The 24,632-nt window shown below is 60.8% G+C and carries 20 protein-coding genes and 3 pseudogenes; 8 read left to right on the forward strand and 15 right to left on the reverse strand.

The window, feature by feature from the left end; genetic code table 11:
- Positions 1-219: 219 nt before the first annotated feature.
- The 4 genes and pseudogenes from M1D93_RS20960 to M1D93_RS20975 form a co-directional block, all read right to left on the reverse strand.
- Positions 220-383 (reverse strand): annotated as a pseudogene (locus M1D93_RS20960) (IS982 family transposase); the annotation flags it as partial.
- Positions 355-926, reverse strand: a pseudogene (locus tag M1D93_RS20965) (LLM class flavin-dependent oxidoreductase); the annotation flags it as partial. The pseudogenes M1D93_RS20965 and M1D93_RS20960, both read right to left, overlap by 29 nt.
- 14 nt (positions 927-940) lie before the next feature.
- Entirely contained in the window at positions 941-1,921 is a 981-nt protein-coding gene (gene hemB, locus M1D93_RS20970) for a porphobilinogen synthase (protein ID WP_461175171.1), read from the reverse strand.
- Positions 1,922-2,273: 352 nt separating this feature from the next.
- Positions 2,274-2,726, reverse strand: a complete 453-nt coding sequence (locus M1D93_RS20975) for a MarR family winged helix-turn-helix transcriptional regulator (RefSeq protein WP_461175172.1) — start codon at positions 2,724-2,726, stop codon at positions 2,274-2,276.
- 172 nt (positions 2,727-2,898) lie between these two features.
- Between M1D93_RS20975 and M1D93_RS20980 the strand changes: the two genes are divergently transcribed.
- The 5 genes from M1D93_RS20980 to M1D93_RS21000 all read left to right on the forward strand — a co-directional run bounded on the left by M1D93_RS20980 (position 2,899) and on the right by M1D93_RS21000 (position 6,977).
- Positions 2,899-3,300, forward strand: coding sequence for a tautomerase family protein (locus M1D93_RS20980; RefSeq protein WP_461175173.1), 402 nt, complete (start codon positions 2,899-2,901; stop codon positions 3,298-3,300).
- A gap of 144 nt (positions 3,301-3,444) precedes the next feature.
- Complete coding sequence (locus M1D93_RS20985; protein WP_461175174.1) at positions 3,445-4,209, forward strand: alpha/beta fold hydrolase; 765 nt, start codon at positions 3,445-3,447, stop codon at positions 4,207-4,209.
- Between the two features lie 50 nt (positions 4,210-4,259).
- Positions 4,260-4,697 (forward strand): nuclear transport factor 2 family protein, encoded by a 438-nt coding sequence (locus tag M1D93_RS20990; RefSeq protein ID WP_461175175.1) that lies wholly within the window; start codon positions 4,260-4,262, stop codon positions 4,695-4,697.
- 2 nt (positions 4,698-4,699) lie between these two features.
- Positions 4,700-5,590, forward strand: a complete 891-nt coding sequence (locus tag M1D93_RS20995) for an alpha/beta hydrolase (protein WP_461175176.1) — start codon at positions 4,700-4,702, stop codon at positions 5,588-5,590.
- Positions 5,591-5,648: 58 nt separating this feature from the next.
- Positions 5,649-6,977: an MFS transporter gene (locus tag M1D93_RS21000; protein WP_461175177.1), complete on the forward strand. Its 1,329-nt coding sequence runs from the start codon at positions 5,649-5,651 to the stop codon at positions 6,975-6,977.
- A 539-nt stretch (positions 6,978-7,516) separates the two neighbouring features.
- Here the strand turns inward: M1D93_RS21000 and M1D93_RS21005 are convergent.
- Positions 7,517-8,032, reverse strand: a complete 516-nt coding sequence (locus M1D93_RS21005) for a PaaI family thioesterase (RefSeq protein WP_461175178.1) — start codon at positions 8,030-8,032, stop codon at positions 7,517-7,519.
- The gene (locus M1D93_RS21010; RefSeq protein ID WP_461175179.1) at positions 8,029-9,228 is read right to left on the reverse strand and encodes an MFS transporter; all 1,200 of its coding nucleotides are present in this window, start codon (positions 9,226-9,228) and stop codon (positions 8,029-8,031) included. Before M1D93_RS21010 ends, M1D93_RS21005 begins: the two co-directional genes overlap by 4 nt.
- A gap of 229 nt (positions 9,229-9,457) precedes the next feature.
- On the opposite strand from M1D93_RS21010, the gene M1D93_RS21015 reads away from it, so the two are divergent.
- Entirely contained in the window at positions 9,458-9,943 is a 486-nt protein-coding gene (locus tag M1D93_RS21015; protein WP_461175180.1) for a winged helix-turn-helix transcriptional regulator, read from the forward strand.
- Between the two features lie 208 nt (positions 9,944-10,151).
- Here the strand turns inward: M1D93_RS21015 and M1D93_RS21020 are convergent.
- The 4 genes and pseudogenes from M1D93_RS21020 to M1D93_RS21035 form a co-directional block, all read right to left on the reverse strand.
- Positions 10,152-10,318 (reverse strand): annotated as a pseudogene (locus M1D93_RS21020) (proton-translocating transhydrogenase family protein); the annotation flags it as partial.
- Between the two features lie 186 nt (positions 10,319-10,504).
- Positions 10,505-11,530 (reverse strand): LacI family DNA-binding transcriptional regulator, encoded by a 1,026-nt coding sequence (locus M1D93_RS21025; protein ID WP_461175181.1) that lies wholly within the window; start codon positions 11,528-11,530, stop codon positions 10,505-10,507.
- Complete coding sequence (locus tag M1D93_RS21030; RefSeq protein WP_461175182.1) at positions 11,487-12,821, reverse strand: MFS transporter; 1,335 nt, start codon at positions 12,819-12,821, stop codon at positions 11,487-11,489. Before M1D93_RS21030 ends, M1D93_RS21025 begins: the two co-directional genes overlap by 44 nt.
- Positions 12,822-12,834: 13 nt before the next feature.
- Positions 12,835-14,625 carry a gamma-glutamyltransferase gene (locus M1D93_RS21035; RefSeq protein ID WP_461175183.1) on the reverse strand — a complete coding sequence of 597 codons (1,791 nt, stop codon included), beginning with the start codon at positions 14,623-14,625 and terminating at the stop codon, positions 12,835-12,837.
- Positions 14,626-14,990: 365 nt separating this feature from the next.
- Here M1D93_RS21035 and M1D93_RS21040 point away from each other — a divergent pair, with 365 nt between their 5' ends.
- Positions 14,991-16,367 (forward strand): amidohydrolase family protein, encoded by a 1,377-nt coding sequence (locus tag M1D93_RS21040; RefSeq protein ID WP_461175184.1) that lies wholly within the window; start codon positions 14,991-14,993, stop codon positions 16,365-16,367.
- Positions 16,368-16,412: 45 nt separating this feature from the next.
- Here M1D93_RS21040 and M1D93_RS21045 read toward each other — a convergent pair whose 3' ends face one another.
- The 3 genes from M1D93_RS21045 to M1D93_RS21055 all read right to left on the reverse strand — a co-directional run bounded on the left by M1D93_RS21045 (position 16,413) and on the right by M1D93_RS21055 (position 19,137).
- Positions 16,413-16,799 carry an acyl-CoA dehydrogenase family protein gene (locus M1D93_RS21045; RefSeq protein WP_461175185.1) on the reverse strand — a complete coding sequence of 129 codons (387 nt, stop codon included), beginning with the start codon at positions 16,797-16,799 and terminating at the stop codon, positions 16,413-16,415.
- Between the two features lie 173 nt (positions 16,800-16,972).
- Positions 16,973-18,217, reverse strand: a complete 1,245-nt coding sequence (locus tag M1D93_RS21050; protein WP_461175186.1) for an IS110 family RNA-guided transposase — start codon at positions 18,215-18,217, stop codon at positions 16,973-16,975.
- A 410-nt stretch (positions 18,218-18,627) separates the two neighbouring features.
- On the reverse strand, positions 18,628-19,137 hold the full coding sequence (locus tag M1D93_RS21055; RefSeq protein WP_461175187.1) for an amino-acid N-acetyltransferase: 510 nt from the start codon (positions 19,135-19,137) through the stop codon (positions 18,628-18,630).
- Between the two features lie 300 nt (positions 19,138-19,437).
- On the opposite strand from M1D93_RS21055, the gene M1D93_RS21060 reads away from it, so the two are divergent.
- Positions 19,438-21,786 carry an FdhF/YdeP family oxidoreductase gene (locus M1D93_RS21060; RefSeq protein ID WP_461175188.1) on the forward strand — a complete coding sequence of 783 codons (2,349 nt, stop codon included), beginning with the start codon at positions 19,438-19,440 and terminating at the stop codon, positions 21,784-21,786.
- Between the two features lie 161 nt (positions 21,787-21,947).
- Here M1D93_RS21060 and M1D93_RS21065 read toward each other — a convergent pair whose 3' ends face one another.
- Complete coding sequence (locus M1D93_RS21065; protein ID WP_461175189.1) at positions 21,948-23,177, reverse strand: amidohydrolase; 1,230 nt, start codon at positions 23,175-23,177, stop codon at positions 21,948-21,950.
- Between the two features lie 322 nt (positions 23,178-23,499).
- Positions 23,500-24,018, reverse strand: coding sequence for a nuclear transport factor 2 family protein (locus tag M1D93_RS21070; protein ID WP_461175190.1), 519 nt, complete (start codon positions 24,016-24,018; stop codon positions 23,500-23,502).
- Positions 24,019-24,632 lie beyond the last annotated feature (614 nt).

A 24,632-nucleotide genomic window follows, 5' to 3' on the forward strand; every position in this document is an offset into this window, starting at 1 on the left:
TGTAGGCGATCAGGCCCACGCCGGCCCGGGACCGGAATGCGATCTTTCTCAGGCGCCGCCACAATTGCGTCTTTTCGCTCCCGCATTGGCCGGCGCTCAAGAAAGGTTGCATCAGGGGGCGGGGACGCGAACGAACTCTACGTTCTCGTGGGCCTCGATCGTTCCCCCTGCACTGACCAAGCTTGCCCGCACACGCTCTTGGCCGTCCCACGTCATTGGAAGTACGCGCTGGGCTGCTGCGAGACAGAGCAATTCGGCATCCGTCAGGACCGGTTTCCGGCCGCGCATCCGGCACGGGACCAACCACGATTAAGCAGGACTTCGTCATCCAGGTGGACGTACAGTGTGGTCAGGAGGGTGTCGATGGTGTTCGAGCGGCGGATACACGCTCAGCCCTTGGGTGGCAGGACAAGTCCGGCCCTCCCAGTACCCGGGCTTCTGCGAGCACACCTTGCGAAGAGCTCAAGCTTTTCCTCGAGAAGGATTTCGTAGTCCGCCAGGTCAAGGCCGAACAGCGGGAAGGATTCGATGAACGATCCGCGCCCGAGCATGACCTCGGCCCGGACGTCGGCTATTGCGTCGACCGTAGCAAAGCGCTGGAACACCCTGATGGGGTCATCGGAGCTCAGCACTGTTACAGCGGAGCCAAGCCGGATGTGCTTGGTGCGGGCAGCGGCGGCGCCGAGGAAGACTTCCGGTGCGGACACCGCGAAATCGCGCCGGTGGTGCTCCCCTACACCGAAGGCATGAAGGCCTACCTCGTCAGCGAGCTCGGCCTGCTCGAGGAGCTGGCGCAGCACCTGGGCGTGCGGAACCGGCTGGCCGTCAGGAAAGACGCCGACGTCCCCGAAGGTGTTCAGGCCCAGCAGTATGCGTCCGGGGCCAACCGGCGCCGTGGGGTTTTCCGCGGTCGCCGGATCAGGCAATGCCCTTCCGCTCCTCAGGACTCCTTCAGCCAGCCGGCGAGCTCGGCAGCCCAGTAGGTGAGGACCATGTCGGCGCCCGCACGCCGGATCCCCAGGACCGATTCAGTGATGGCTGCCCGGCGGTCGATCCACCCGTTGGCTGCGGCAGCCTCGATCATCGCGTACTCCCCCGAGATCTGGTAGGCCGCCACCGGTACCGGGAACATGGCTGCGACGTCGGCCACGATGTCCAGGTAGCTCATGGCGGGCTTGACCATCACGATGTCGGCACCCTCGGCGAGATCCAGCTCCACTTCGCGGATCGCTTCGCGCCGGTTGCCCGCGTCCATCTGGTAGGTCCGGCGGTCACCCTTGAGCTGGGAGTCCACTGCTTCCCGGAACGGCCCGTAAAACGCTGAGGCATACTTGGCGGCGTAGGCCACCACCGAGGTGTTGGTGTGTCCGGCGCCATCCAGTGCGTTGCGGATGGCGGCGATCTGGCCGTCCATCATTCCGGAGGGCCCCAGCATGTGGGCTCCGGCGTCTGCCTGGGCGACCGCCATCCTTGCATAGATCTCAACGGTGCGGTCGTTGTCGACGTATCCGTCGGCGTCGAGGACCCCGCAGTGTCCGTGGTCGGTGAATTCGTCGAGGCAGACGTCACTCATGATGACCAGGTCGTCGCCCACTTCGGCCCTGACATCGCGGATGGCCTTGTTCAGGACTCCGTCCGGGTCCAGGGACGCGGTGCCCTCGGCGTCCCTGACGGCGGGAATTCCGAAGAGCATGATTCCCCCGATCCCCAGCTCGATGGCTTCGGCCGCGGCCCGTTTAAGGGTGCCGGCTGTGTGCTGGACCACGCCCGGCATGGACGTGATGGGGGTGGGCTCAGTGCGGCCCTCCCGGATGAACGCCGGCAGGATCAGCTCGGCCGGGGCAAGCCGGGTTTCGGCGGTGAGCCGCCGCATGGCGGGAGTGGTGCGGAGGCGGCGCGGCCGGTGGTTCGGAAAGCTCATTAATGTTCCCTTCATTGGCAAATACGGCAGCCAGGGCGGCAACAATGCCGTCCGGCGTGGGGGCCTCTGCGGTGGCAATCACCGGTAAGCCGGGCGCAGCAGCTTCCTCCGCCGTCGGGCGCCCGATGGCGATGACGCGGCAGTGGCCCAAAGGCAGCAGGGGTTGAGGCGATCCGCCGAGGGGCGCTGGGCGACGCGGCCACGACGGCGTCAATGGTCCCGGCGTCGAGGTCCCTGCGGATCCGCTGCAGGCTCAGTTCGGGCAGGCCGAGATCTGTTTTCAAATACGGTCTTTGCGCCCTCCGTCATTACCTGACAGCCCTGACGGCAACCAGCATTCGGACTCAGTGATCTAGGGGGCCCAGGGGTCAAACCCTGTCCCCAGGACAGAGCCCAGAAGGCGGCGGAGGTCAGCGGCCTCCTCGGCCCCGAAGTTGTGCTCAAACTTCGCCTGCGCCTCCGACCACAGCGGGAGGGCCTCCTCGAATCTTCTCAGCCCCTCGGGCGTGATGTGGATAACCTTCCTTCGGCGATCCCGTTCGGAAGGTTCAACCCGAACCAACCCTGCTTTCGCGAGAGGCTTCAGGTTTGTTGCAAGAGTGGTCCTGTCCATCGCGATGATTTCGGCCAGCTCAGTAACCGACAAGTCGCTCGCTGACGCAATCTTTTGCAGGATCGTGAATTGTGTGGCCCGAAGCCCGGTAGGCGCCAGGGCCTGATCATAGGCGGCGGTCAGATACCGGGAGGCCTTGCGCAGGGCAAAGCAATTGCAGGTCCCGTTCAGCTGGGCAACTTCTGCAGTCACCAATCCCACCTCTTTTCATAATCCTTGCATCATCCACCATAACCCTCGCACTTCAGGCTGTACCCACAACTAACAAGGGGAATGCGTTGACACTTCCAGAATAGGAGCATATGCTCCTTTTGTCGATGTGGCAGGAGTCACAGCAAAGCGACTCTAGAAGGAGGACATCTTTATGCCGGTATTTGAGGCACATGTACCTGCAGGACGCTACACACCCGAGCAGAAGCGGGCATTGGCCGATGCACTCAACCAGTCCCTGGTTCTCGGGCTCGGGGTGCCTGAGGGTGACCGCTTCATCATGATCAGTGAGCATGGTGAGAACGAACTGTTCCTGCACCCCACGTTTATGGGAATGGAGCGCGGGGAAGACGCAATGTTCGTAACGGTATTCGTAGGGGCCCACCGGCCGCTGGAAGACAAGCGAGCTCTGGCGGCACATATCAACAAGCTGACTGCAGAGGCCCTGAATATCTCCCCGGACGACATCTTCATCACTTTGGTGCCGGTGCCCAATGATGGCTTTTCCTTCGGCCGGGGGGAACTCCAGCTGGCTGAAGCCCCCCCACGCTGGTAGCACCGTTTTCCTGGTTTCCTGAACCCCAGCGGCCCAGCTGCTGGGGTTCAGGACCGGGGCAGCAGCCCAATCACCAACGGATCCGCCAGCAGCCGGCCGGCGGAATCTCAACAACAGAACAACCCAGACAACGAGGTCTTGTACATGTCACTTTCCTATTACACCCACGGAACCGGTCCTGTCCGCGTCCTGTGCGCCCATTCGTGGGTCGCATCGGGCGTCTCCTTCGCCCCGATGCTGGCGCACCTGAACCCCGAAGAGGGGACCTGGGTTTTCCCGGACTTTCACGGATACGGTTCCTCCAAACCTTCCGAGGCCCTTCCGACCATTGCCGGCATGGCCGAAGATCTGATGGCGGTGGCCGATGACTTGGGCTGGGATACATTTCACCTCGTCGGACATTCCATGGGCGGGCAGGCGGCCCAGGCCATACTTGGAAACAGGAATCACCGGGACAGAATCCTCACCGCTTCCCTGGTCAGCCCGGTTCCCAGCCACGGCTACCCGCTGGACACCGACACAGAAGAATTCTTCCTGGCTGCGGCCAGCACACCGGCCACCATGCAGCAAGTCGTCGCCACGCTCGCCGGAGGACAACGCACCGCGGGGTTCAGTCAGTACATCACCGCTTTGTCCCAAGCCACCGCCAACGAAAGCACCCTCCGCGACTACCTTCGTGCCTGGACCCTCGATGATGTCTCCCACAATGTCAGTGAGTATACGGGCCCGGTATTGGTGCTGAGCGGGGAACTTGATCCGGTCCTTGGCCCCTCGGTAGCCACGGTCATCGCGTCACAGTTCTCCGACGCTGAGCACAAAGCCATTCCCGGTACCGGACACTTTCCTCCCCTGGAGTCACCAGCCCAGGTCGCTGAGGAGCTAACCCGCCATATCCTCGCCCGCCCTTAACAATTCCGGCCACAGCTCTGGCACCCCAACCCATCCAAGAAAGAACGATAGTGAGCAATGACGAAATTCTGAAGGCAATGCAGATCGCCTTCACCGGTTATGAAACAAACGACCGGGGGCCGCTGATCAAGCTCCTCTCCCCCGACTTCGTTTTTGAGATGTCAGACTCCCTTCCCTATGGAGGGCGCTACATCGGTCCTGACGAATTCGTGTCCTACTGGAAGGAGGTCGGTAAGGAATGGGAGTACTTCCGCTACGACGCCCACGAAATCATTCATTGCGGCAATACGGTAGTAGTTCCGGTCAAGACGGACGCACTCTCCAAACGCGGCATCCGCATGCGGAACGAACACCTGTTCCTCTTCAAGGTCGCCAACGGACAGGTTATTCAGGGGCGGCTCTACGCTGACACCGCCCGGGGCCGCGATGTAATTGCCGGCAAAGAACCCCAGCGCTATGAACGTATCGCAATTCCCGGTAGCGCCTAGCCATGACCGAACGTATTGACGTCGCATTCGAAGGAGAGGACGGCGTCATCCTCCGAGGCTGGTTGTACCGGCCTAAAGGCGGAGGCAAAAAACCCGCGATCACCATGGCCCACGGCTTCGCCGCCGTCAAAGAACACGGTCTGGACAATTTCGCACGCGCCTTCGCCGCCGAAGGATTCGTCGTCCTCATCCATGACCATCGAAACTTCGGCAGCAGCGAAGGCTCCCCGCGCCACGACATCGATCCGTGGAGGCAAATCGCGGACTGGCGGCGGGCAATAACATTCCTTGAAATGCAGCCAGAAGTCGATGCGAACCGCATTGGAATATGGGGTACCAGCTTCGCCGGCGGACATGCCATCGTTCTCGGGGCAACGGACCGCAGAACCCGATGCGTCGTAGCCCAAGTTCCCACGATCAGCGGATACGACCAAGGCCAGCGCCGTGTATCCCCTGACGCCACCGCCGCACTGGAGTCCGCCTTCGCGGAGGACGAGCGGGCACCCTTCCGCGGAGGGACTCCTCGAAAGACGCGGGTGGCGTCCGCTGACATGGACGAACCTGCAGCATACCGAAGCCCGGACGCCATAGCCTTCTACACCCAGGGCTCAGCGAAAGAAAACTGGACCAACGAGGTCACGCTCCGGTCCACCAGGGCCGCCAGGTCCTATGACCCCGGAATTTGGGCCCCACGGGTCTCACCCACTCCATTGCTACTCGTCGTTGCACTCCAGGACACCGTCACCGTCACGGATCTGGCGCTCAGAGCCTACGAGAACTCACTCGAACCAAAACGGCTGGTGACGCTTCGGGGCGGTCATTTCGACCCCTACGAAAAAGAGTTCGAAGCCGCGTCCGCAGCAGCCCTGTCGTGGTTCCAACAACATCTCTAACCCCGCATACATCACAGGAACTGTAGAACCCAACGACAGTTCACCCAAGGAGCACACCATGAAGAACACCCGTCCGCCAACATCTCAAGTCCTCGCCCCGCCCATCACGCCCTTGGCGCGTGCCGATATCCGAAAGCGTCAGCTCGCTGTCGGCATCGGCAATTTCATGGAGTGGTTTGACTTCGCCATATACGGATACTTCGCCGCTGTTATCGGCGCCCAATTTTTCCCAACGGGAAATCCAACCACGGAAATGCTGGCATCGTTGGCGGTCTTTGCCGTCGGATTCATTTCCCGGCCGCTCGGAGCGTTGATACTGGGCCCCATCGGCGATCGCCACGGGCGCAAGGCCGTCCTGCTCACAACAGTACTGGGCATGGGAGTGACCACAGCGCTCATAGGCCTCACTCCCTCGTATGCCACGATCGGCGTCGCGGGTTCCATCGCAATAGTCATCCTCCGCTTCGTACAAGGCATGATGGTCGGCGGTGAATGGTCGGCGGCTGCCACATACCTGGGAGAAAGTGCTCCTGCTCATAAACGTGGGCTGCACGCGAGCCTAATTACGGTGACGGCGGGCCTTGCCTTCCTAGTCGGCACAGGAGCCGCTACCGGAATTAATCTGATCCTGTCGCCGGCGGATGTAGCCGGCTGGGGGTGGCGCATACCGTTCATTGCATCCCTGGTGATGTGCGTTGTGGCTATATACATCCGCCAAAAGCTGGAGGATACGCCAGTCTACGAGCACCTGGCCCGACAGCGCGAAAACAATGAGCTGCAAGCTGTGCCCGCAAAAGTGAAGGCTAAATCATTCATCCTGGCGCTGTCGTTCTCTGCACTGTTCGGCGTGGGCCTTTACTATCTGGTCACGTACGCAAACAACTACCTTTCGGGCGTCGTAGGCATGCCCAGGCCAGAGGCACTAGCCGCCTGCGCAATCGCATTGCTCATCCACGTAATCGCAAACCCGCTGGTGGGAGCCCTCAGCGACCGCATCGGACGCCGCCCAGTTGTGTTGACAGGCGCCCTCGGGCTCACTTTGTTGAGCATTCCCATCTTCATGTTGATGAGCACGGGAACGTTCGCTCTGGTGTTGTTGGGCGCGTCGGTACTGGCAGTACTGGTCAGCATCACTGGGACCATGAACGTCGTCCTGCTGGTAGAGGTTTTCCCTGCATCCATCCGTTCAACTGGCGCGGCTCTAGGACACAACGTGGCCCTGGCACTGCTGGCAGGCCCAGGGCCTCTCGTGGCTGCCAGTCTCGTTGCAGCCACAGGAAACACGGTCGCACCGGCCTACTACCTCGGAGCTGTCTCCCTGGTCATGTTGCTCGTCCTTTGGTTCATGCTCCCGGAAACGAAAAAGAGCGACATCAGCCAAGGCTGATCCTCCGTTCTGCCCGGAAACGAAGTGCGGCTCCCCTGCTGATTCAGCCGGGGAGCCGCAAACATGCCCCGCCGGGCACCTAGGTGCTGGCCGCCGTCCGCCGAATGACGTTATATCACCGGTTGGAAACCGCCAACGCCGATCACGATCTTATTGCTATGCCTGTAGGGCATGGCTGTCAGCCGCGGCCCGTTCGCTTGGAAGCAGGATCCCTACCAACGAGATGAAGGGAGCGATTGGCCCACCAGTTCATGTCTGAGATCGCCCCGATTGTTCCTTTCCGGGGAAGGCTCCGGAACATGTTCAAGACGGTCAGGACCAGTCACAGAGCTGTCCGCTCCTACAGGGTTTCCTAGCACACATCGGGATCTGAGTAAGCTCCTGGCCGCGGACCAGGCCACGCCCAAACCGGCGGGCCCCAGGGGAATCCCGAACCGCTCACAGTCGGCACTCCCGACGGGGTATGCCGGAGGAAAAGGGCGTCCTGAGACGATGTGCGGTCATGGCGACCGGCGTTTGCGCAGCAACGGTGGGCGGTGTCAGTCAGCCATCTCGTGTCTGAAGATCAGCAGCGTGCTCGTTGCGGTGGCTAGGAGTTCTCCGCCGGCTGTGCTGAGGCGGCCTTCAGTGAAGATCACCCGGGAACCGGATTTCACGACTGACCCCTCGGCGCGAAGGGCACCTTTGCGGAGGGTGATTGGCCGCAAGTACTTGACCGCCAGATCGATGGAGGTGTAACCGGTCCCTGCATCCAACGTGCTGTGTGCTGCGCAACCGAGCACGGTGTCGAGGAGCGTGCAGGCCAGGCCGCCGTGCACTATTCCGAGGGGGTTGTAATGTGCTTCTCCCGGCTCGCACTTGAACTGGACATGTCCGTTGCTCGCCTCGACGAGATCAAACTTCATGAGGGAAGCGATCGGCGGTGGGGCTATGCTGCCGTCACGCAGGCCGGACATGTATTCCAGCCCCGACAGCAGCGGCAGCTGTTCGAGTGCGATTGCCGGATCCGCCCAAGTAAAGATTTCTGAGCGTTCCGACGGGGTGTTGTTTGTCATGAAATTACCTCTTCAGCTTCTCTGCAAAGGTCCTCGTTTTCAGCCGGTCTCCGGGAATTGCTACGCCTGTCCGCAGCCCGCATGCCTAGTTGCCGGATCAGGCTGATCACTCCCAGGAGGAGTGTCGCGGTTCCGTAGGCGGCCACCGCCGGCACCAGGCCAAAGGTGGGGACCAGGAGCCCTGCAAGTATGACGGGGATGCTGAAGGCGGCGTAGGCCAGGATATATACCGCCGCCACCACCCCGCCCCTCTCCTCCGGAGCAGCCAGGGGCATTACCAGGCGCAACGCCGCGGCGAAGGCTGCCCCGAAGCCAACCCCGCCCACCACCTGGCCTGCAACCATCAGTCCCAAGCTGCCCGCAAGCACCCCGGACAGGATCCCGGCAGTACCCAGGATCGACGCCATCACGCCCAGGACCATTCCGTTGCGCGCTCCAATCCGCATAAATGCAAGGCCAGCAACCGCGGCAGCAGCCGGTCCCACAAACACCGCGAAGCCGGTCAGGAGTCCGCTCTCGATCTGGAGGGCATGCCGCACGATGGACGGGGCGAGGCCCAGGGACAGGGCTGCAAGCATCCAGCCGGCGGCTACAGCGGGAGCCGCACCGGAGAACTCGCCGCGGGCTGCCGCGGGAACCCTGACGCGGGGAACAAGGGAGCGAAGGGCCCCGTGCCTGCGAACGCCGCTTTCTGGAGCAATGGCGGTAGCCACCATCCCCAACACGGTAACTGCGGACAGTGCGATGAAGACCAAGGTGTCCGGCCACGGTGCATACTCGATGGCCAGCCCTGCGAGCAAAGCTCCGACTGCCAGCCCGCCGGCAACGCCAACACTGCCCAGGACGGTTCCCAGCTTTTTCCGATTAGGGGGTGCCAGCTCCACCAGGGCGGCACTGAAGGCGCTGGTGGCGGCTCCGGTGGCAAGTCCCTGGACAACCCGCGCGGCGATCACGGTGCCAATATCGGTGGCTGTCAGGAACATGATCATCGAGACGAGCTGAACCGACAGGGCGCCGAGGAGGACAGGGCGGCGGCCCACATGGTCGGAAAGGGACCCGGCGGTGAGGAGGGCCAAGAGGAACCCTCCGGAATACACCGCGAATGCCAGGGTCAGCACTGGTGCCGCGAAGTTCCATTGCTGCTGGTAGTAGGTCAGCAGCGGAGTAGGCGCCCCGGCGGCAAGGTACAGGCCCACGAAGGCACTGGCAGTTCCCGCGAAGGCGAATCCTTCCGGACGCCGGCTCGTCCTCCTGCCTTCTGTCCGTAAATGAGCTGATGGTGGTGCTGAGGGCATGCTGGACTCCGGTACGCAAGGGGTGGCTGATGGGCGCGCCGGGCCGGCGCCTACAACTAAACTACGAGCTTTCTTTAGAAAAGTAAACAAGCTTGCTCTAAGATAGTAAGTACCGTGAGGAAGGAACCCGATGCCGCTTCGGACCAGTTGGTCAGAGGACAAATGCCCCATCGCCAGGGCAGCCGATGTTTTTGGCGACCCGTGGTCTTTGCTGGTCCTCAGGGAAGTGTTCATGGGCAACCGGCGGTTCGAGGGGATCAAGAAGTCCCTGAAAGTGGCAGACAATGTGCTCAGCGAACGGCTCCGCCGCCTGGTTGAAGCCGGCGTGCTGGTAGCCGAGCCCTACAGCGCCGGAACCCGCCCGCGGAACGAATACCACCTGACGCCCGCAGGAACAGAGGCGCTGCCCGTCCTGCACGCGCTCTTGGCCTGGGGCCGGCGCCACACCGAGTCTCCGGGCGGAAAGGCTCTGCGGATCGTCTGCACCACCTGCGGATCCGAGTCCAGTTCCGGAACCTGGTGCCAAGCCTGCCGAAGGGAGCTCACGGCCGGGACCACTGCATGGGAGCATCCCGGCAGGCCCGGCAGCCTCATCGAACTGGGCAGCCTGGCGTAGCCCCGGGTTAGCGCTGCCTGCGGGAGCCACCTTGCCTTGCAGGAGCGCTGATGGCAACACGGTTGAAGGAATTGATGGACAGGACTACCCAGGTGAGAGCGGACAGCTGCCCCGGGGTCAGTCGTCCGGCAGTAGGTTCATAGAGGCCAGCGTCCGCCTGGGAGTCCTTGATTCCGGTCATGCATTCGCCCCCAGACGCGTTCGAGCAGCGGCGGGTGACGAAGATGTTAATGCCGGCCAGCAGGACCGCGACGGCGGCGGGTACCTGCATGATGATGTTGTCGGAGGTGACCTGCAGCAGGGCCCCGATCACGATGATCCCGAAAATACCGACGTCGGCGGGGAGTGCACTGCGTGGTGGACCTTGCCGATGACGTCACCTCACCGGCCCATGAGTGAGGCCCTTCCGGCAGTCCGGCTCGCCGAGTTTTCAGCAGTCGTACTTATCTAGGAGTTAGCTAGTCGGACCCGCTGTGCGTGGCTTCGAGACTCGCAGGACTAGTAACTGCACTGAAAGCTCCAACAGCAATTCCCCGCCGTGAGGAAGGACGCGTCCGCAAGTTACCGCGTGGAACGCCTTCTTATGAGCTGAAGATCGATGCGCTGATTCTCGATTGGGTAACTGCTCCCCCGCAGATTCTTGATCAGCAGATCCAGCACAGCTTCGGCCGATCTCTGTGTATCAATTCGCAGTCCTGTAAGAGGTACCTCGGCGAACTCAGCTAATGGTCCATCTGTCATTGTGGCGATCATGAGCTCTTCTGGAACCGCTATGGACGCCTCGTGGGCAGCATCGAGAACGCCGGCCGCAAAGATACTTGAACTGGTCATGATGGCGTCCGGTGGATTGGCGATCCGAAATAGTTCCGCGGAGATTGCTGCCGCTACCGCTCTGCCACCCCTTGTGTCTGCGACACGAAGCAGGGGGGGGGCAGCCGTCGATCCGACGAAATGCATGTAGGCGGAGATGACTCCTCGCCTGTACATGTTGTCCGTGCTTCCTACAAGAAGCGCAGTACGTTCAGAACCGCTTTCACGGAGGTGCCTTAAAAGCTGGATGGTCGATTTTTCGTACCCGGCACCAACCCACCAGTGAAACTCGCGCAAGCCAGGATCAGGATCGTACGAGACGACAGGTAAGCCCGATGCCAGAATTTTCCGCAAAGCGTCGTCCTGATGATTCGGGGCAATGAGGATGCACCCGTCAAGGCGCGAGACACTGCCCGCGACATCATCGATGTCGCGGGCAGTGAGCGCATTGAACCCCCGTGTCATTGCGGCCAGAGCTAGGGCTCCGGCGAGATTCGCGAACGAGGTGGTGCCGAACTCAGATGATTGCAGCGACTCCGGGGGACGAAGCAGGATGGCCACATTACGCTGCGCCGATTGATTGGTGTAGCCAAGGCGGGCTGCGATCCGCCAGATATTTTGCTTGGTTTCGAGTGCAACGTATCTCTTACCGGTAAAGCTATGGGATGCCGTCGTCAGTGACACCCCTGCAGCTGCGGCCACATCTATCAGGCGGGCGGTATTTTTCCCCGGATCAGGCGATGGCCCGGTCCCTGTTGTGGTCATCAATTTCAGCATTCGATAAGTGCGCGGTCTCGCGCAGTCCTAGTGAGCATAGTACGAGCACAAGCATTGCGAAAGATCCGTAGACCGTTACGGACAGGGGGTTGTTCCCGGAGAGGACCAGCAGACCCGTAGCCACGAACGAAGCAGTTCCGCCGCCCAGGGCTGCACCTATCTGATATGCGACAGACATGCCGCTGTATCGCATGCGCGCAGGGAACTGTTCGCCGAGGAACGTAGGAATCGGGCCTTGGGTGACACCGATCAACAAACCTATTATTGCGAAGCTGACCACGACCATAAAGATGCTGTGAGTGTTCACCATGGGGAAGTAGAGGTAAAGATAACCTGCCATCGCGAGTCCTCCGGAAACCATGACCTTCTTCCGGCCGTACTTGTCCGAGAGGAGGGCAAAGAACGGTGCGCTCAGAATCAGCACTGCACTGAACACGAGCTGGCCCACGAGGCTCTCGGTGGAGCCATAACCGATGCCTTTGAGGTAGGAGAGGAAGAAGGTGAAGGAGATATAAGCAATCGTGTTGTACCCGTAGCTGACTCCGAGTGCCAAAAGTATCGTGCGGGGGCTGCGTCGGACGGCGGCTACGAGAGGCAATCCTTGTCCTTCGTTAGCAACCTTCTTTTCCTCCGGCATTGCCATCCTGGCGAAGAGGCCGATGATGACGAGGACGCCCCCGATAAGGAACGGAATTCGCCAGGCGAAGGGAGCCAGCTGGCCGTCGAAGGCAAGACTTATGAGCGTGAACACGCCAACGCCGAGCAGCGTCCCGATGCCGATCCCGGTGCTGGTGAAACTACCCCAGAGACCCCGACGGTTGGGGGGAGCATTTTCCATACCAAACAGGGCCGCGCCGCCCCATTCGCCACCTGCTGCGAAGCCCTGCACAAGGCGCAGCGCAACGAGCAGTATCGGCGCCCAGATACCGATGGTGGCAAAGTCCGGGAGCAGCCCGATGAGGAAGGTGCTCACACCCATGGTCACCAGGGTAAGAATAAGCATTCGTCGCCGGCCAAACTTGTCCCCGAAGTGACCGATTATGATTCCTCCCAGCGGACGAGCGACGAAACCTGTTCCGAAAGCAGCAAATGCAAAAAGCGTTCCGATGATCGGTTCGACGGAGGGGAAGAAGACGGTGTTGAATACCAGACCTGCGGCCAGGCCGTAAATAAGGAAGTCATAGTATTCAAGGGCGGTTCCAAGCCCTGAAATGAGAAAGGCACGAAGTGGTGACACCTTCCCCGGTTTATTACTCTCGGCGGTAGCCTGGGTTTCGACGTTTTGTTGCATGACAGTAGGTCTCTCAATCTCCGTAAGCTGCGGATTCGATTGCGGATGATGTTTTCCCGTCGCTGGTGATCGCAATGTTGGGACGGGCGTAGTCGATGGCGTAAGGGTCGTTGACCTCAGGAACGACGGTGCAACCCAGACCCTGTAGATGATGCGTGCCAGCAAGAAGCGTTTTGGGCACTGTAATCGTCGTGCCGCTGGCATCAATACGTGGCTGTTGCAGGGCCTCCTCGGCCGACATTCCTTCATCAACCAGGTTGATGATTAGCTGGGCGACAGCACTGATGATGCGTCGGCCGCCAGAGGCCCCCACGGCCATGCTTCTCCTACCGTGAGTAACGATGGACGGTCCCATGTTCGCAACGGGTCTCGCTCCCCCCGAGATGCTGTTAGCTGCCTGAGGCAGAGCATTGAACCAAGCCATTGCCGAGTCAAAAAGCAGACCGGTGCGAGGACAAATCACACCACTGCCAAAATGATTTGCTGCCGTGTGGGTGATAGCTACCGTACGGCCCTGAACGTCCGTTGCTGATATGTGGGTAGTTCCGCTGGTGGGCGCCGATGCACCGAGAGGAGACCAATTTGGTGCGGTCTCACCAGAAGCAAATGAGGGATCATGTGGCCGACGGGTGGCAAACGTACGCCAGGGAACGTCATCGTTCCAATGAGCGACGTCATCACCATTGGCACAGAGGGCCGCGATGCCAGCAATGTAGGACGGATCCAGCAGTCCCCGCTCAGGGACGGACACGAAATCTGGGTCACCCAACCAGTGATACCGATCGGCAAACGCATGGCGGATGGCCAAAGCAAGGCTTCTCAGTCTCTCGGGGCTCTCCTTGCCTTTGGAAGCGTCAGGATAAATGGACTCCCAGATCTTAAGGATCTGCAACTCGGTCAGCCCACCACCTGGAGACCTGGGCACGGATACTTGAGCGCCTCGGTAATGGATGCTTTTCGCCGGACCGATTAATGGAGTGGACGCCTTGAAATCCTCCACGGTCAGAAGACCACCCATCTCTTTCGAGGACATCACCAGACGTGCGGCGACGTCCCCGTCCACAAGGGTCCGCAGGGACGAAGAGGCTACCTCTTCCAACGTTGCCCCCAACTCCTGTTGGCGGATCCTCTCCCCTTCACCAAAAGAAGGACCATAGAACCGCTGCGAAGACCGTCCTCGGGGCAAGCCGTCATCGGCAAGAAAAATCCGAGAGCAGGCCGGGTCTTTCCTGAGCCGCTCAAGGTCGCTCATGGCGTTAAGAACAAACCACGAGTCAGACCTGAACCCTTCATAAGCAGACTTGATAGCTGGCTCGCATACGTCTTTCCTGGAAAGCCGTCCCCAACGCTCCTGCGCAAGTAGCAGACCGAGAAGGGTTCTGGGGACTCCGTTGGCACGAGGGCCGTCTACGTTTGCGTTGTCCATGACCGAGTGGATACCCAGAATCGCGGCAGCTGGCGCATGGGAATCCAGAAGGAACATGTCAGGGGTTGCCGCTAGTGGAGCCTTCGGCCCGAACTCCACGGACTGCGGCGGCGCTGCACCGCCGTCGCTATAGAGAAGGAAGCCAGAACCAGCAAGAGTGGTCTCCGTAGGTTCTATGACTCCGGCAACTAAAGCTGCCGCCACGGCGGCATCAACGGCGTTACCCCCCTTGTGGAACATCTCCAGCCCAGCCTGGACACTTTCTTCTCGTGCGCCAACAACGGAACCCAGTTGGTCGTCAGCTCTAGACGAGACGGGTGTGAGTGCTCGAGTATGCGATCGCATTACGAAACCTCCGGATCGATGAAGTTCATTCATCTAAAATTCTATGATTTAGATCACGGGGTTTCCCGAAATTTTGCATAATTTTGTACGAACCATTCTTGTAGGGCCTCGCGGGTAAGTCCGCGCCCTCGCAGGCAAGCAGCGGCTTCTCTTGGTGCTCAACCTCGGGGGGCTGAGGTCTGGCGCAGACTGCAGACAAATATCAATGAGGCCTTGTCAACCCATACGTTCGAAACTATATTTTTCCCAAGCCCTCCACTGGGTATCAAGCCTTGCATTGGTGTCCCCCTGCAGACAGACCTTTGAGTAAGTCCACCGCCGGTGGCTGCAACTCACCCACTCGGGACCCTCCACCATGCCTTATATCTCATCACTTCATCTATCGGAAGGAACCCATTATGGGCTCGTCTGTCGCTATTAGATCCGCTGCCGTTGTCGACGGAACGGGTGGAATTGTCCGTACTGGCCACACCGTCCTGGTGGAGAACGGTCGCTTCAGTAAGGTTGGGCCTGATGGATCCTTCGAGATTCCCGCTGGCGTAGATCTTGTCGATGGCACGGGAAAGTGGCTCATCCCGGGCTTCGTCAACGGAAATGTTCATCTCTTGGACGGCATCATGATGATGGGTATTGGGGGTATTGAATACCTCTCAAGATGGGAGGGGCAGTTCCACGAAGTATGTGAAGAAGCTGCGCAGCTGGCCCTCAAGGGTGGTTGCACGACGGTCTTTGATACCTGGAACGCGCACCAGCCTGTGCTCACCGCCAGGGACCGAATCAATTCGGGTGCTATCGAAGGTCCCCGGATTTTTGCAGCGGGAAACATTGTCGGTATGGGCGGTCCGTTCAGCCTTGACTTCAATCAAATGGCCAGATCAGTCATCAGCAAAACGTTTGCGGATCGTATGGACTCCTTGTTCGATGCTGGTGTGGGCGCTGGAACAAGCTTGATGTCACCAACTGAAATACGGGCTGTCATCCGGGACTATATCGACACGGGAGTCGACATGGTCAAGATCGCCATCAGCGATCACCTTTACGGAGTCACTGGTTCCAAACGTGCCTATCTGACATTCAGCGAACGGGTCCTTCGGGTGCTCGCTGAGGAAACAAAGTCAGCGGGTTTGCCTCTACTCACACACACTCAATCAGTGGAGGCAGTCCAGTTGGCTATCGACTTGGACGCAGATCTTATGATCCACGCAACTATGACTTCCCAGACTCCCCTCGATGGTGACATTGTTGACCAAATCATAACCAAAGGCATCCACTGCGGGGTGCAGTCAGTGACCCACCCGTACCAAGAGAAATTAGAGGCCCTTGGCCACCCGATTGCTGCCTATGGTGGGTTCCAGCACATTCTGAACGAGAAGATGCTGATTACCGCTGATGCCCCGATAGTACTAGGGACTGACGCCGGTTGTACGTCCCGTGACGTTCTTGCCGATACTGGTGAGATTGGCGACCGTGAACGCCCGTGGAGCATCGGAACCGACCACTTCGCATGGGCCCGCGCGCTCCATCAGAAAGGCATGTCACCTTCCTCAATACTTCAATCCATGACGAGCAAAGTCGCCGACGCCTACAACAAGGGTAATGACATTGGGACGGTGGAGGTTGGAAAACTTGGTGATTTCCTGCTTCTCGACCGCGATCCGCTCGAAGATGTCCGTAATCTTGAAAGCATTGAGGCGATCTATAAAGAGGGCCGGCTTATCGATCGGCAGGCATTGCCCACGCAGCCTCTGGTGACAGCTCCCATAGGTACATGCTAGGTGGGATGGTCGTTGCTTGGACAGATGATCAAGCAACGACCATCTTCACACTAGGAACTGAAACCACAGCGCTGAATGTCGAAGGCAAGCGGCCTGCCTGGCCCGTGCCGGCCACGCGTACTGCCCATGAGGGTTGACCATGGCCGGATAACTACTGCCGGTGCACGTGTATGTTGCCAGGGACGATTGCTCCGCTTGGGGATTGCCGGCTTCGTGCAGGCGTGTCGCCTGCATCGCCGTGGGTTGCATGGTGGCAAGTTCGCCCAGCATCCGGGCCATGCGTTCCTGCACAATCTGGGAAGCGGCCAAGGGCGGCCAAACTGTTTGCGTTGCGGGGCGTATTGTCAGTGCCGACCGAGTGAGTGCAGTCCACCCTGACCACGCCGCCAGCAGCGCCGCCGTTGGGATTATGGTGAACGTCGGCGCTTTCATTCGCACCGCTGTTGCCCTACGGGGCGCGCCTGGTCATTCACTCCACGCCACCCGTACGAAGGCCGGAAGCAGCAATCAAATTCGGTCTCCAAACACTCATATCCGGATTTGCAAGCCGCTTACCCCTGACATGAAAATGAGGGTTGGGCGAATGGTTGCCGGCAGGGGGCGATTTATCCAGTTTGGTGCAGGGGCTCGAGGGTGACCTGGTAACCCAGGGATTCGAGTTGTCCGATTGCGCGGGCTTTTGCCTTGGCGGGTGTGCGTTGCGTGAAGTAGTCGGCTCCGGGGTCGCGGTAGAGTTCGCCGGTGGCGAGCATGTGCCAGGCCGCGGTGAGCATGACATGTTCGACCGCAACGAGAGCCTTAACGGGTCCGCGCCGGAAAGCGATGCGCCGGTACTTCGCTGAGAAGTATGTGCCGTTGGACCGTACCGCCGAGAGGGCCGCGATGCCCAGGGCGCCTTTGAGGTATCTGTTGCCCGGGCGGGTCTTGGTGGATTTGATCCGGCCGGCGGATTCGTTGGCTCCGGGGGACGTGCCTGCCCAGGATGCCAGCTGTTGCGGTGTCGGGAAGACCCTCATGTCGGCTCCGGTTTCGGCGATGAAGACCTCGGCGATGGTGGTGCTGAATCCCGGGATGCTGGTCAGGAGCTCCCGGGCGAGGCGAAAGGGCTCCATCGCCTCCTCGATTCTGGCGCTGAGGTCTTTGATGTCGGCGGTGTGGGCATCGATGCGGTGCAGATAGAGGGCCGCCATGTAGCGGTGATGGTCGCTGAACCGGCCGGTGAGTGCGTCGGTGAGCTCGGGGATCTTTGCACGCATCCTCCCGTGGGCCAGTTCCGCCAGTACGGCGGGGTCGTCCTCCCCTTCGATGAGTGCCTGCAGCATCAGCCGTCCCGAGAGCCCGGTGATGTCCGAGGCTACCGAGGACAGTTTGATGCACGCGTCCTCGAGCAGTTTCTCCAGGCGCTGCATTTCCCTGGTGCGTTCACGGGTGATTAGTGTCCGGGCGCGGGTCAGGTCCCGCAGCTCGCGTACCGGTGGCGGGGGCACGAAGGAGGCTCGGACCAGCCCGTGAGCGCCGAGATCGGCGAGCCAGGCCGCGTCCGAGACATCGGTTTTGCGGCCGGGGACGTTTCTGGCGTCGCGGGCGTTAACCAGGATCACGTCCAGGCCTTCGTCTTCGAGCAGGTAGTAGAAAGGGCGCCAGTAGTCGCTGGTGGCTTCCATCACGACCAGGGTCACGTGTTCGTTCAGCAGGTGGTCCCTCAGGTCCAGGATCCGCGCGGTCATCGCGGCCCAGGTCGTGACGGTGGACGTGGTGGGCCGGTTGCCGCGGCCCTGGATACGGACGCAGACCTTAGCGTCCTTCTTCGAAACATCGACACCCGCGCAGCGCGAGTGAATGACCTCCATGGTGGATCACCTTCCGAAACCGTTCGTGCGGACAAGGCGTCTGTGTTCCGGGGAGGGCGGATAAACAACAAATCTGACATACGTGCTCGAAGGCAACATTCCACCGTCCCGCGGACAAAAAGCTGTGCCCTCCACCACCAAACTAGCCCACAGGCTCACCGGCACCATAGAAGCATCGGGGACGACCGAAAGACACTCATCAAGTCTGCCCCGCACCATGGAACAACACCAGATATCACCGGCTCAGGTGCCCGCGACGTATATTTTCCATCCCCACGGCGGAGCGAAGCCCCTCGGGAACTAGACCGGAATAACCCAGCTCATACCTCTGCGATTCTCAAGCGCCAATGGCGCCGAGCAGCCACACTTCGAAGCCCGAGATTAAGACCTCTTCGTTGCCATGTCGCGGCCTAGAGATACCGGATCATGCGTGTGTTACCCAAGGTGTTGGGCTTCACGCGGGCGAGGTCCAGGAACTCCGCAACGCCTTCGTCGTGTGAGCGGAGGAGCTCCGAGTACACCACCGGATCTATAACGGACTGGTCAGCCATGACCTCGAAGCCGTGGCCCTTAAAGAAGTCCACCTCGAAGGTGAGGCAGAAAACGCGGGCAACACCCAACGCCCGGGCCTCCTCCAGCAGACTCCCCATCAGCGCGTGCCCCACGCCGTGTCCGCGCCAATCCCTGGAAGCAGCCAATGTGCGGACCTCTGCCAGATCCTCCCACATGACATGCAGGGCGCCACAGCCGATTACCTCATCCTGGCTGGACTCCGCGATTCGGAACTCCTGCAGGCTTTCGTAGTAAGCCACCGTCTCCTTCGCCATCAAGATCCGTTGCTCCGCCAGAGGGGCAACCAACTTTTTGATGGCGGACACGTCGCTGGTGCGGGCAGGCCGGATGCGGAAGGACTCGGTCACAGGGCTAATTCTATGGGCGCCGCCCTGCTTCCTTCGGCGATTTGTACAGCCAGAAGAACGTTTTTTGACGAACTGTACGGTGACACGTCTAAAGGCGTCCCCCTACTATCGGGGCATAACTGTGCGTCTACTCTGCATGGAGCTAAACCGTGCTGATCAAGGCGTCCGCCGCGTCAGCGCGTACAGGTTCGCCGAACCTTCTCGCTAACTCCTCAACAGACTTCTGGCCCGTTTTCGCGGGCGGACGCTACGTATCAAAAGCAAGACCGGTCAGCGGTGTTGCGCATAGAAAGGTAGCCAGTGAAGTTCGGTAAGCAGCCCGCCCCCGTTGCGGACATCAACGAGGACGACCTCGAGGTCCACAAGCCCAAGACCGAGGCCGCCGGGGTGAAGGCCGTCATGGTGGCGCTGGAACGCGCGGTGGCGCAGGCGGGTGTGACGCGCACGGCCCAGTCGTTGCTGCGGCTGAACCAGCGCGGCGGTTTTGACTGCCCGGGCTGTGCCTGGCCGGAGTCGGACAAGAAGCGCAAGGCGGCCGAGTTCTGCGAGAACGGCGCGAAGGCCGTGGCGGAGGAGAACACCCTGCGGACCGTGGGGGCGGAGTTCTGGGCCAAGCACTCGATCGCCGAACTCTCCACCAAGACGGAGTACTGGCTCGGGAACCAGGGCCGGCTGAGCGAACCGGTGGTGATCCGGCCCGGTGAGACGCACTATTCGCCGGTTTCCTGGGCCGAGGCGTTTGAGCTGGTCGGTGAACACGTGCGGGCCACAACGGCTGACCGGTGCGTGTTCTACACCTCGGGCCGGACCGCGAACGAGACCGCTTTTATGTACCAGCTGTTCGCCCGGGCGCTGGGCACCAACAACCTGCCGGACTGCTCCAACATGTGCCACGAGTCCTCCGGCTCGGCACTGAACCCGACCATCGGCATCGGCAAGGGCACCGTGTCCCTGGAGGACATCCACGATTCCGAGCTGATCTTCGTGGTGGGCCAGAACCCCGGCACCAACCACCCCCGCATGCTGTCCGCGCTGAAGGAATGCAAGGACAAGGGCGGCAAGGTGGTGGCGGTCAACCCGCTGCCCGAGGCCGGGCTGTTCAACTTCAAGGACCCGCAGACCGTCTCCGGTGTGGTCGGGGGCGGCACGCCGCTGGCCGATGAGTACCTGCAGATCAAGGTCGGCGGGGACCTGGCCCTGTTCCAGGCGCTGGGGCACCTGCTGCTGGCGGAGGAGGAGCGGAACCCGGGTTCTGTCGTGGACCATTCCTTCATCGCTGCCCAGACCGACGGGTTCGATGCCTACCGCGACGCCCGCAAGGAGCTGGACTGGGCTGAGACCGAGCAGGCCAGCGGGCTGTCCCGGGAACAGATCGAGACAGTGGCCGGGATGCTCATCAAGTCCAAGGCCACCATCTTCTGCTGGGCTCTGGGCGTGACGCAGCAGCCGCACTCGGTGGACACCATCAAGGAAATGGTCAACGTCCTGCTGCTGCAGGGCAACTTCGGCAAGCCCGGCGCCGGCGCCTGCCCGGTGCGCGGGCACTCCAACGTCCAGGGTGACCGGACCATGGGCATCTGGGAAAAACCCAAGGAATGGCTCCTGGAAGCGCTGGATACCGAGTTCGGCATCGCCTCCCCGCGGCACCATGGTTACGACGCCGTCGAGGCCATGGAGGCGTTCGAACGCGACGAGGTGGACGTGTTCGTCTCGATGGGCGGCAACTTCTCGCTGGCCTGCTCCGACACGGAAATGCTGGAGGCAGGGATGCAGCGGATCGGGCTGACCGTGCACATCTCCACCAAGCCCAACCGCTCCCACATCGTCCACGGCCGTACCTCGCTGATCCTGCCCACGCTGGGCCGGACGGACAAGGATGACAAGCACCCCAAGGGCGCGCAGTTCCTGTCCGTGGAGGACTCCATGTCCGTGGTCCACTCCACCCAGGGCCGGCTGACGCCGGTCTCGGAGCACCTGCTCGCCGAGCCGGTGATCGTGGCCCGGATGGCCGAGGCGACCTTCGGCCCTGACCACCCGGTGGACTGGAAGGCCATGGCTGAGGACTACGACGTGATCCGCGACCACATCGAACGGGTCCTGCCCGGGTTCGAGGACTTCAACGCCCGGGTCCGGACCAAAAACGGGTTTGTGCTGCCCAACCCGCCCCGGGACACCCGCTCGTTCGCCACGGACATTGGCCGCGGCCGGTTCACCGTCAGCCCGCTGGAATACCTCACCCCGCCGGCCGGGCACCTGGTGCTGCAGACCATCCGCAGCCACGACCAGTACAACACCACCTACTACGGCCTGGACGACCGCTACCGCGGCATCTCCGGCGGCCGCCGCGTGATCCTCATCCACCCCGAAGACCTCGCCGAACAGGGCTACAACGACCGCGACCTCGTGGACGTCGTCAGCACCTTCGGCGGCGTTGACCGCCGCGCCGAGAAGTTCCGGCTCGTGGCCTACCCCACCGCGAAGGGCTGCTCCGCCGCGTACTTCCCCGAAGCCAACGCCCTGGTCCACAAGGAAAACGTCGCCCGCGAATCCAACACCCCCGGCTTCAAAGCCATGTTCGTCCGCTTCGAACCCCACACCGACGTGTCCGCAGAGGCCGAGGAACCGGCGCTGGCGGGTAGTTACGTCTGACTCTTCCGAGGACAGGTAGCCGGGGGCACTGGCCGCGTCCGTTGTGTAACTGTCTCTGCGAGGGTGGCCCCGCTAGTTGCGGGGCACGGGTAGGTGCGCAAGGATCGCAAATCCGTTGCTGCGACAGTAGCTTTCCGTCCCCTAAATGGTGCTGCATGGCGCTAGTGCGGTCCTGGACGATCTCCGGGGACACCGGAGGTATTTTTGGCCGCGGAAGTCTGGGGGTTGTATGCGGATTTGATGAAGTGTGCTCTTTCAGCTGGGGTTGTCGCTGCTCCAGCGATGGTCCACGCCAGTGCAGTGGCTGCCTCAAACATCACCCGGTATGCCTCAGGCGAATCGGTAAATGCTGCGAACCCGTGTGAGTGGATGGGTACGTTCGCACCGGGAATGCTCAGCCAGGGATGCAAGGTGGGAATTACTTGGGAGACATTGCCCATATCAGTTGAGCCCCCGCTCATGCCGGCCGAGCTGGTTGTGTCTTTACCGAACGTGTGCATGGCCTCCGTCCAGTGCGCTGCCAGGGCGTTGTCTTGGAGTAGCGGCTCGTATGCCGGTTCTGTCGGCTCAACAGTCAGCGTTGTTCCAGTTGCCAGGGCGGCGCCCTCGAAGCAGGCGAGAACGCGCTCAAGCAGGGCTTCATATTCCCCGAGGGTGAACGCCCGGCACTCAAACTCAACTACCGCCCGTTCCGGGATGATGTTCGTGGCGTGTCCGGCCTCAGCTATGTACAGAGCTATCCGGTGGTCCCCGGGTATTTGCTGGCGCAGTAACCCCACGGCGACTTGGCTCAGCACAGCTGCATCTGCCGCGTTCACGCCTAGATGGGGGGCTGCTGCCGCATGGGCGGCCTTTCCAATGAACGTTGCCCTGTACTTGCCCATAGCTTGGGCGCTGGTACCGGCCGGGTTGTAGGTCACTCCGTCCTGGACAGGGTGGACCATCAGGGCAAGGCAGATACCGTCAAACGCTCCCCGTTCCAGCAGAAGCGCCTTGCCGCCGCCGCTCTCCTCAGCAGGGGTTCCAATGGCTTTTAGCGTGATGCCCAGCTCATCTACATGCGGTCGCAAGGCAAGGGCGGCCGCGACCGAGGCCCCAGCAATCAGGTTGTGCCCACATGCATGTCCAATGTTTGGAAGCGCGTCGTATTCCACGCACAGTGCCACCTTCAACTCGCCGCTCCCGGCGGTGGCTATAAACGCTGTAGGAAGGCCACCAGTGCCTCGCTCAACCTCGAAACCGCCTTCAGCCAGGAGTGCCGCTGCAATCTCCGAGGAACGGACCTCCTCGAAGGCCACCTCGGGGTTGGAATGGATTTCGTGGGCCATTGCCTGGACAGGTGGCCTCCACTCCTTAACTCCCTCTGCAAGGGCGGTGCGCAGACTTGTCATAACGGTGCTTTGCCTCCTGTTTTCCATGCGTATCGTCTGCTTAGCAGGACATTGAAGAGTTGCGCTTGACCGCCCTTGAACGGTCCTTACCATCCGATCACTCAGTAGATAGCTGAAGTGGCGACCACCGTAATACCCGCGCCTATGCCCATAAGTGCAATGTGGCCGTTCACGCGTTAGTGATGCAGGAGCTACTTACACATAGCTAACCGCTGCTCCTTCGTTCAACTATCCCAAGGGTAAACCGGGACCGCTAAGACGATTATCGGTTGCCGCCGCACAACAAAGGTCATTTCCGATCTGGCAGGAAGAAGCTTTGACGCTAATCAAGCCACCCCTCCGTTGCAGGGGTAAGGGAAAATTCGGGTATGTGGTGACCCGGACCAACGAGCGGCTCAATTCGGAGCCGAGAAAGTTTTAAGAATGAGATCCGCCATCCCTCGGCCGTCCGGACGTACTCCTCTTCATAGTGACCGTAGCCTCTGATCCCCCACATACCCGGCACATGAAAGCCCTGCTCTTCGCGCGAGTCGGGCTCCCAGGTCAGCTGGTCGAACATGCTCCAAATCCCGCGAATCGAGTTATTGGATCGGGGCTCAAGTTGGGGCATGAATCCTTGGTGTATGGATACCACACCTGACATGTAGGCGCCCACTGCCTCAACGAACGTGTCAGGGCCGGCTGGAGAGAAACTGAAGCCCAAGATTTCAGCTCGGTCGGAGAAAAGCGCCCGGAGGTCTGACCAACGTTTAAGGTCGATGTAGCGAAAATACCGGGCTTTTAATCTGCGCACGTCCTCGTAGTCGTCAAAGAGTATTTCGGGCCATCTCGTTGGTGCCATGAGGGGACTCTACCGGCGAATGGAGAACGAAAATCGACTGTTTCGGCGATCAGTACAGACAAAAGCAGAAGTCTTGACGAACCGTACGGTGACGCGTGTTTATGACCTCCTTAGGATCATGGGACAGCCTGATTTTCCCAAGCAGCATTCAGTGTTCAGGCAGTCACAGTCAGAGCCACGCTGAAAGAAGGGGCAAGCATGCAGCTCCAGATGAACCGTTCACACCGCTTGATCATCAATGCAAGAACTGGGGATCACGCCCCTTCCAGCGGTTGGTGGCGGCCTGAGAATGCCCCCTTGCCAGTCCGTTACCTGCAGCAGGGAGAAATCATGCCGGCGCTCCGGGGCTCACAGACGGTATGGACGTTCCTTCGCGAGCTAGCTCCCTCCTTAAAAGCCGGCTCCCGGAACACATACTCCTAATCAACGCTCGCACCTCCCCTTTGGATTACCCGATTTAGAGAAAAGAAAAGATCATGAAAAGCAGGACCCTTGTACAAAGCAAGAACACCTCCCGGCGCCTCGGATCAACCGAAGAAGGCCTCGGTACTTCCTCTTCGGTTGGCGGTGTGCAGCAGTCCGGGTGGGTAAGCTACGCCGGGAAGCAAGAGCAC

The sequence above is a fragment of the Arthrobacter sp. Z1-9 genome (assembly GCF_054792695.1).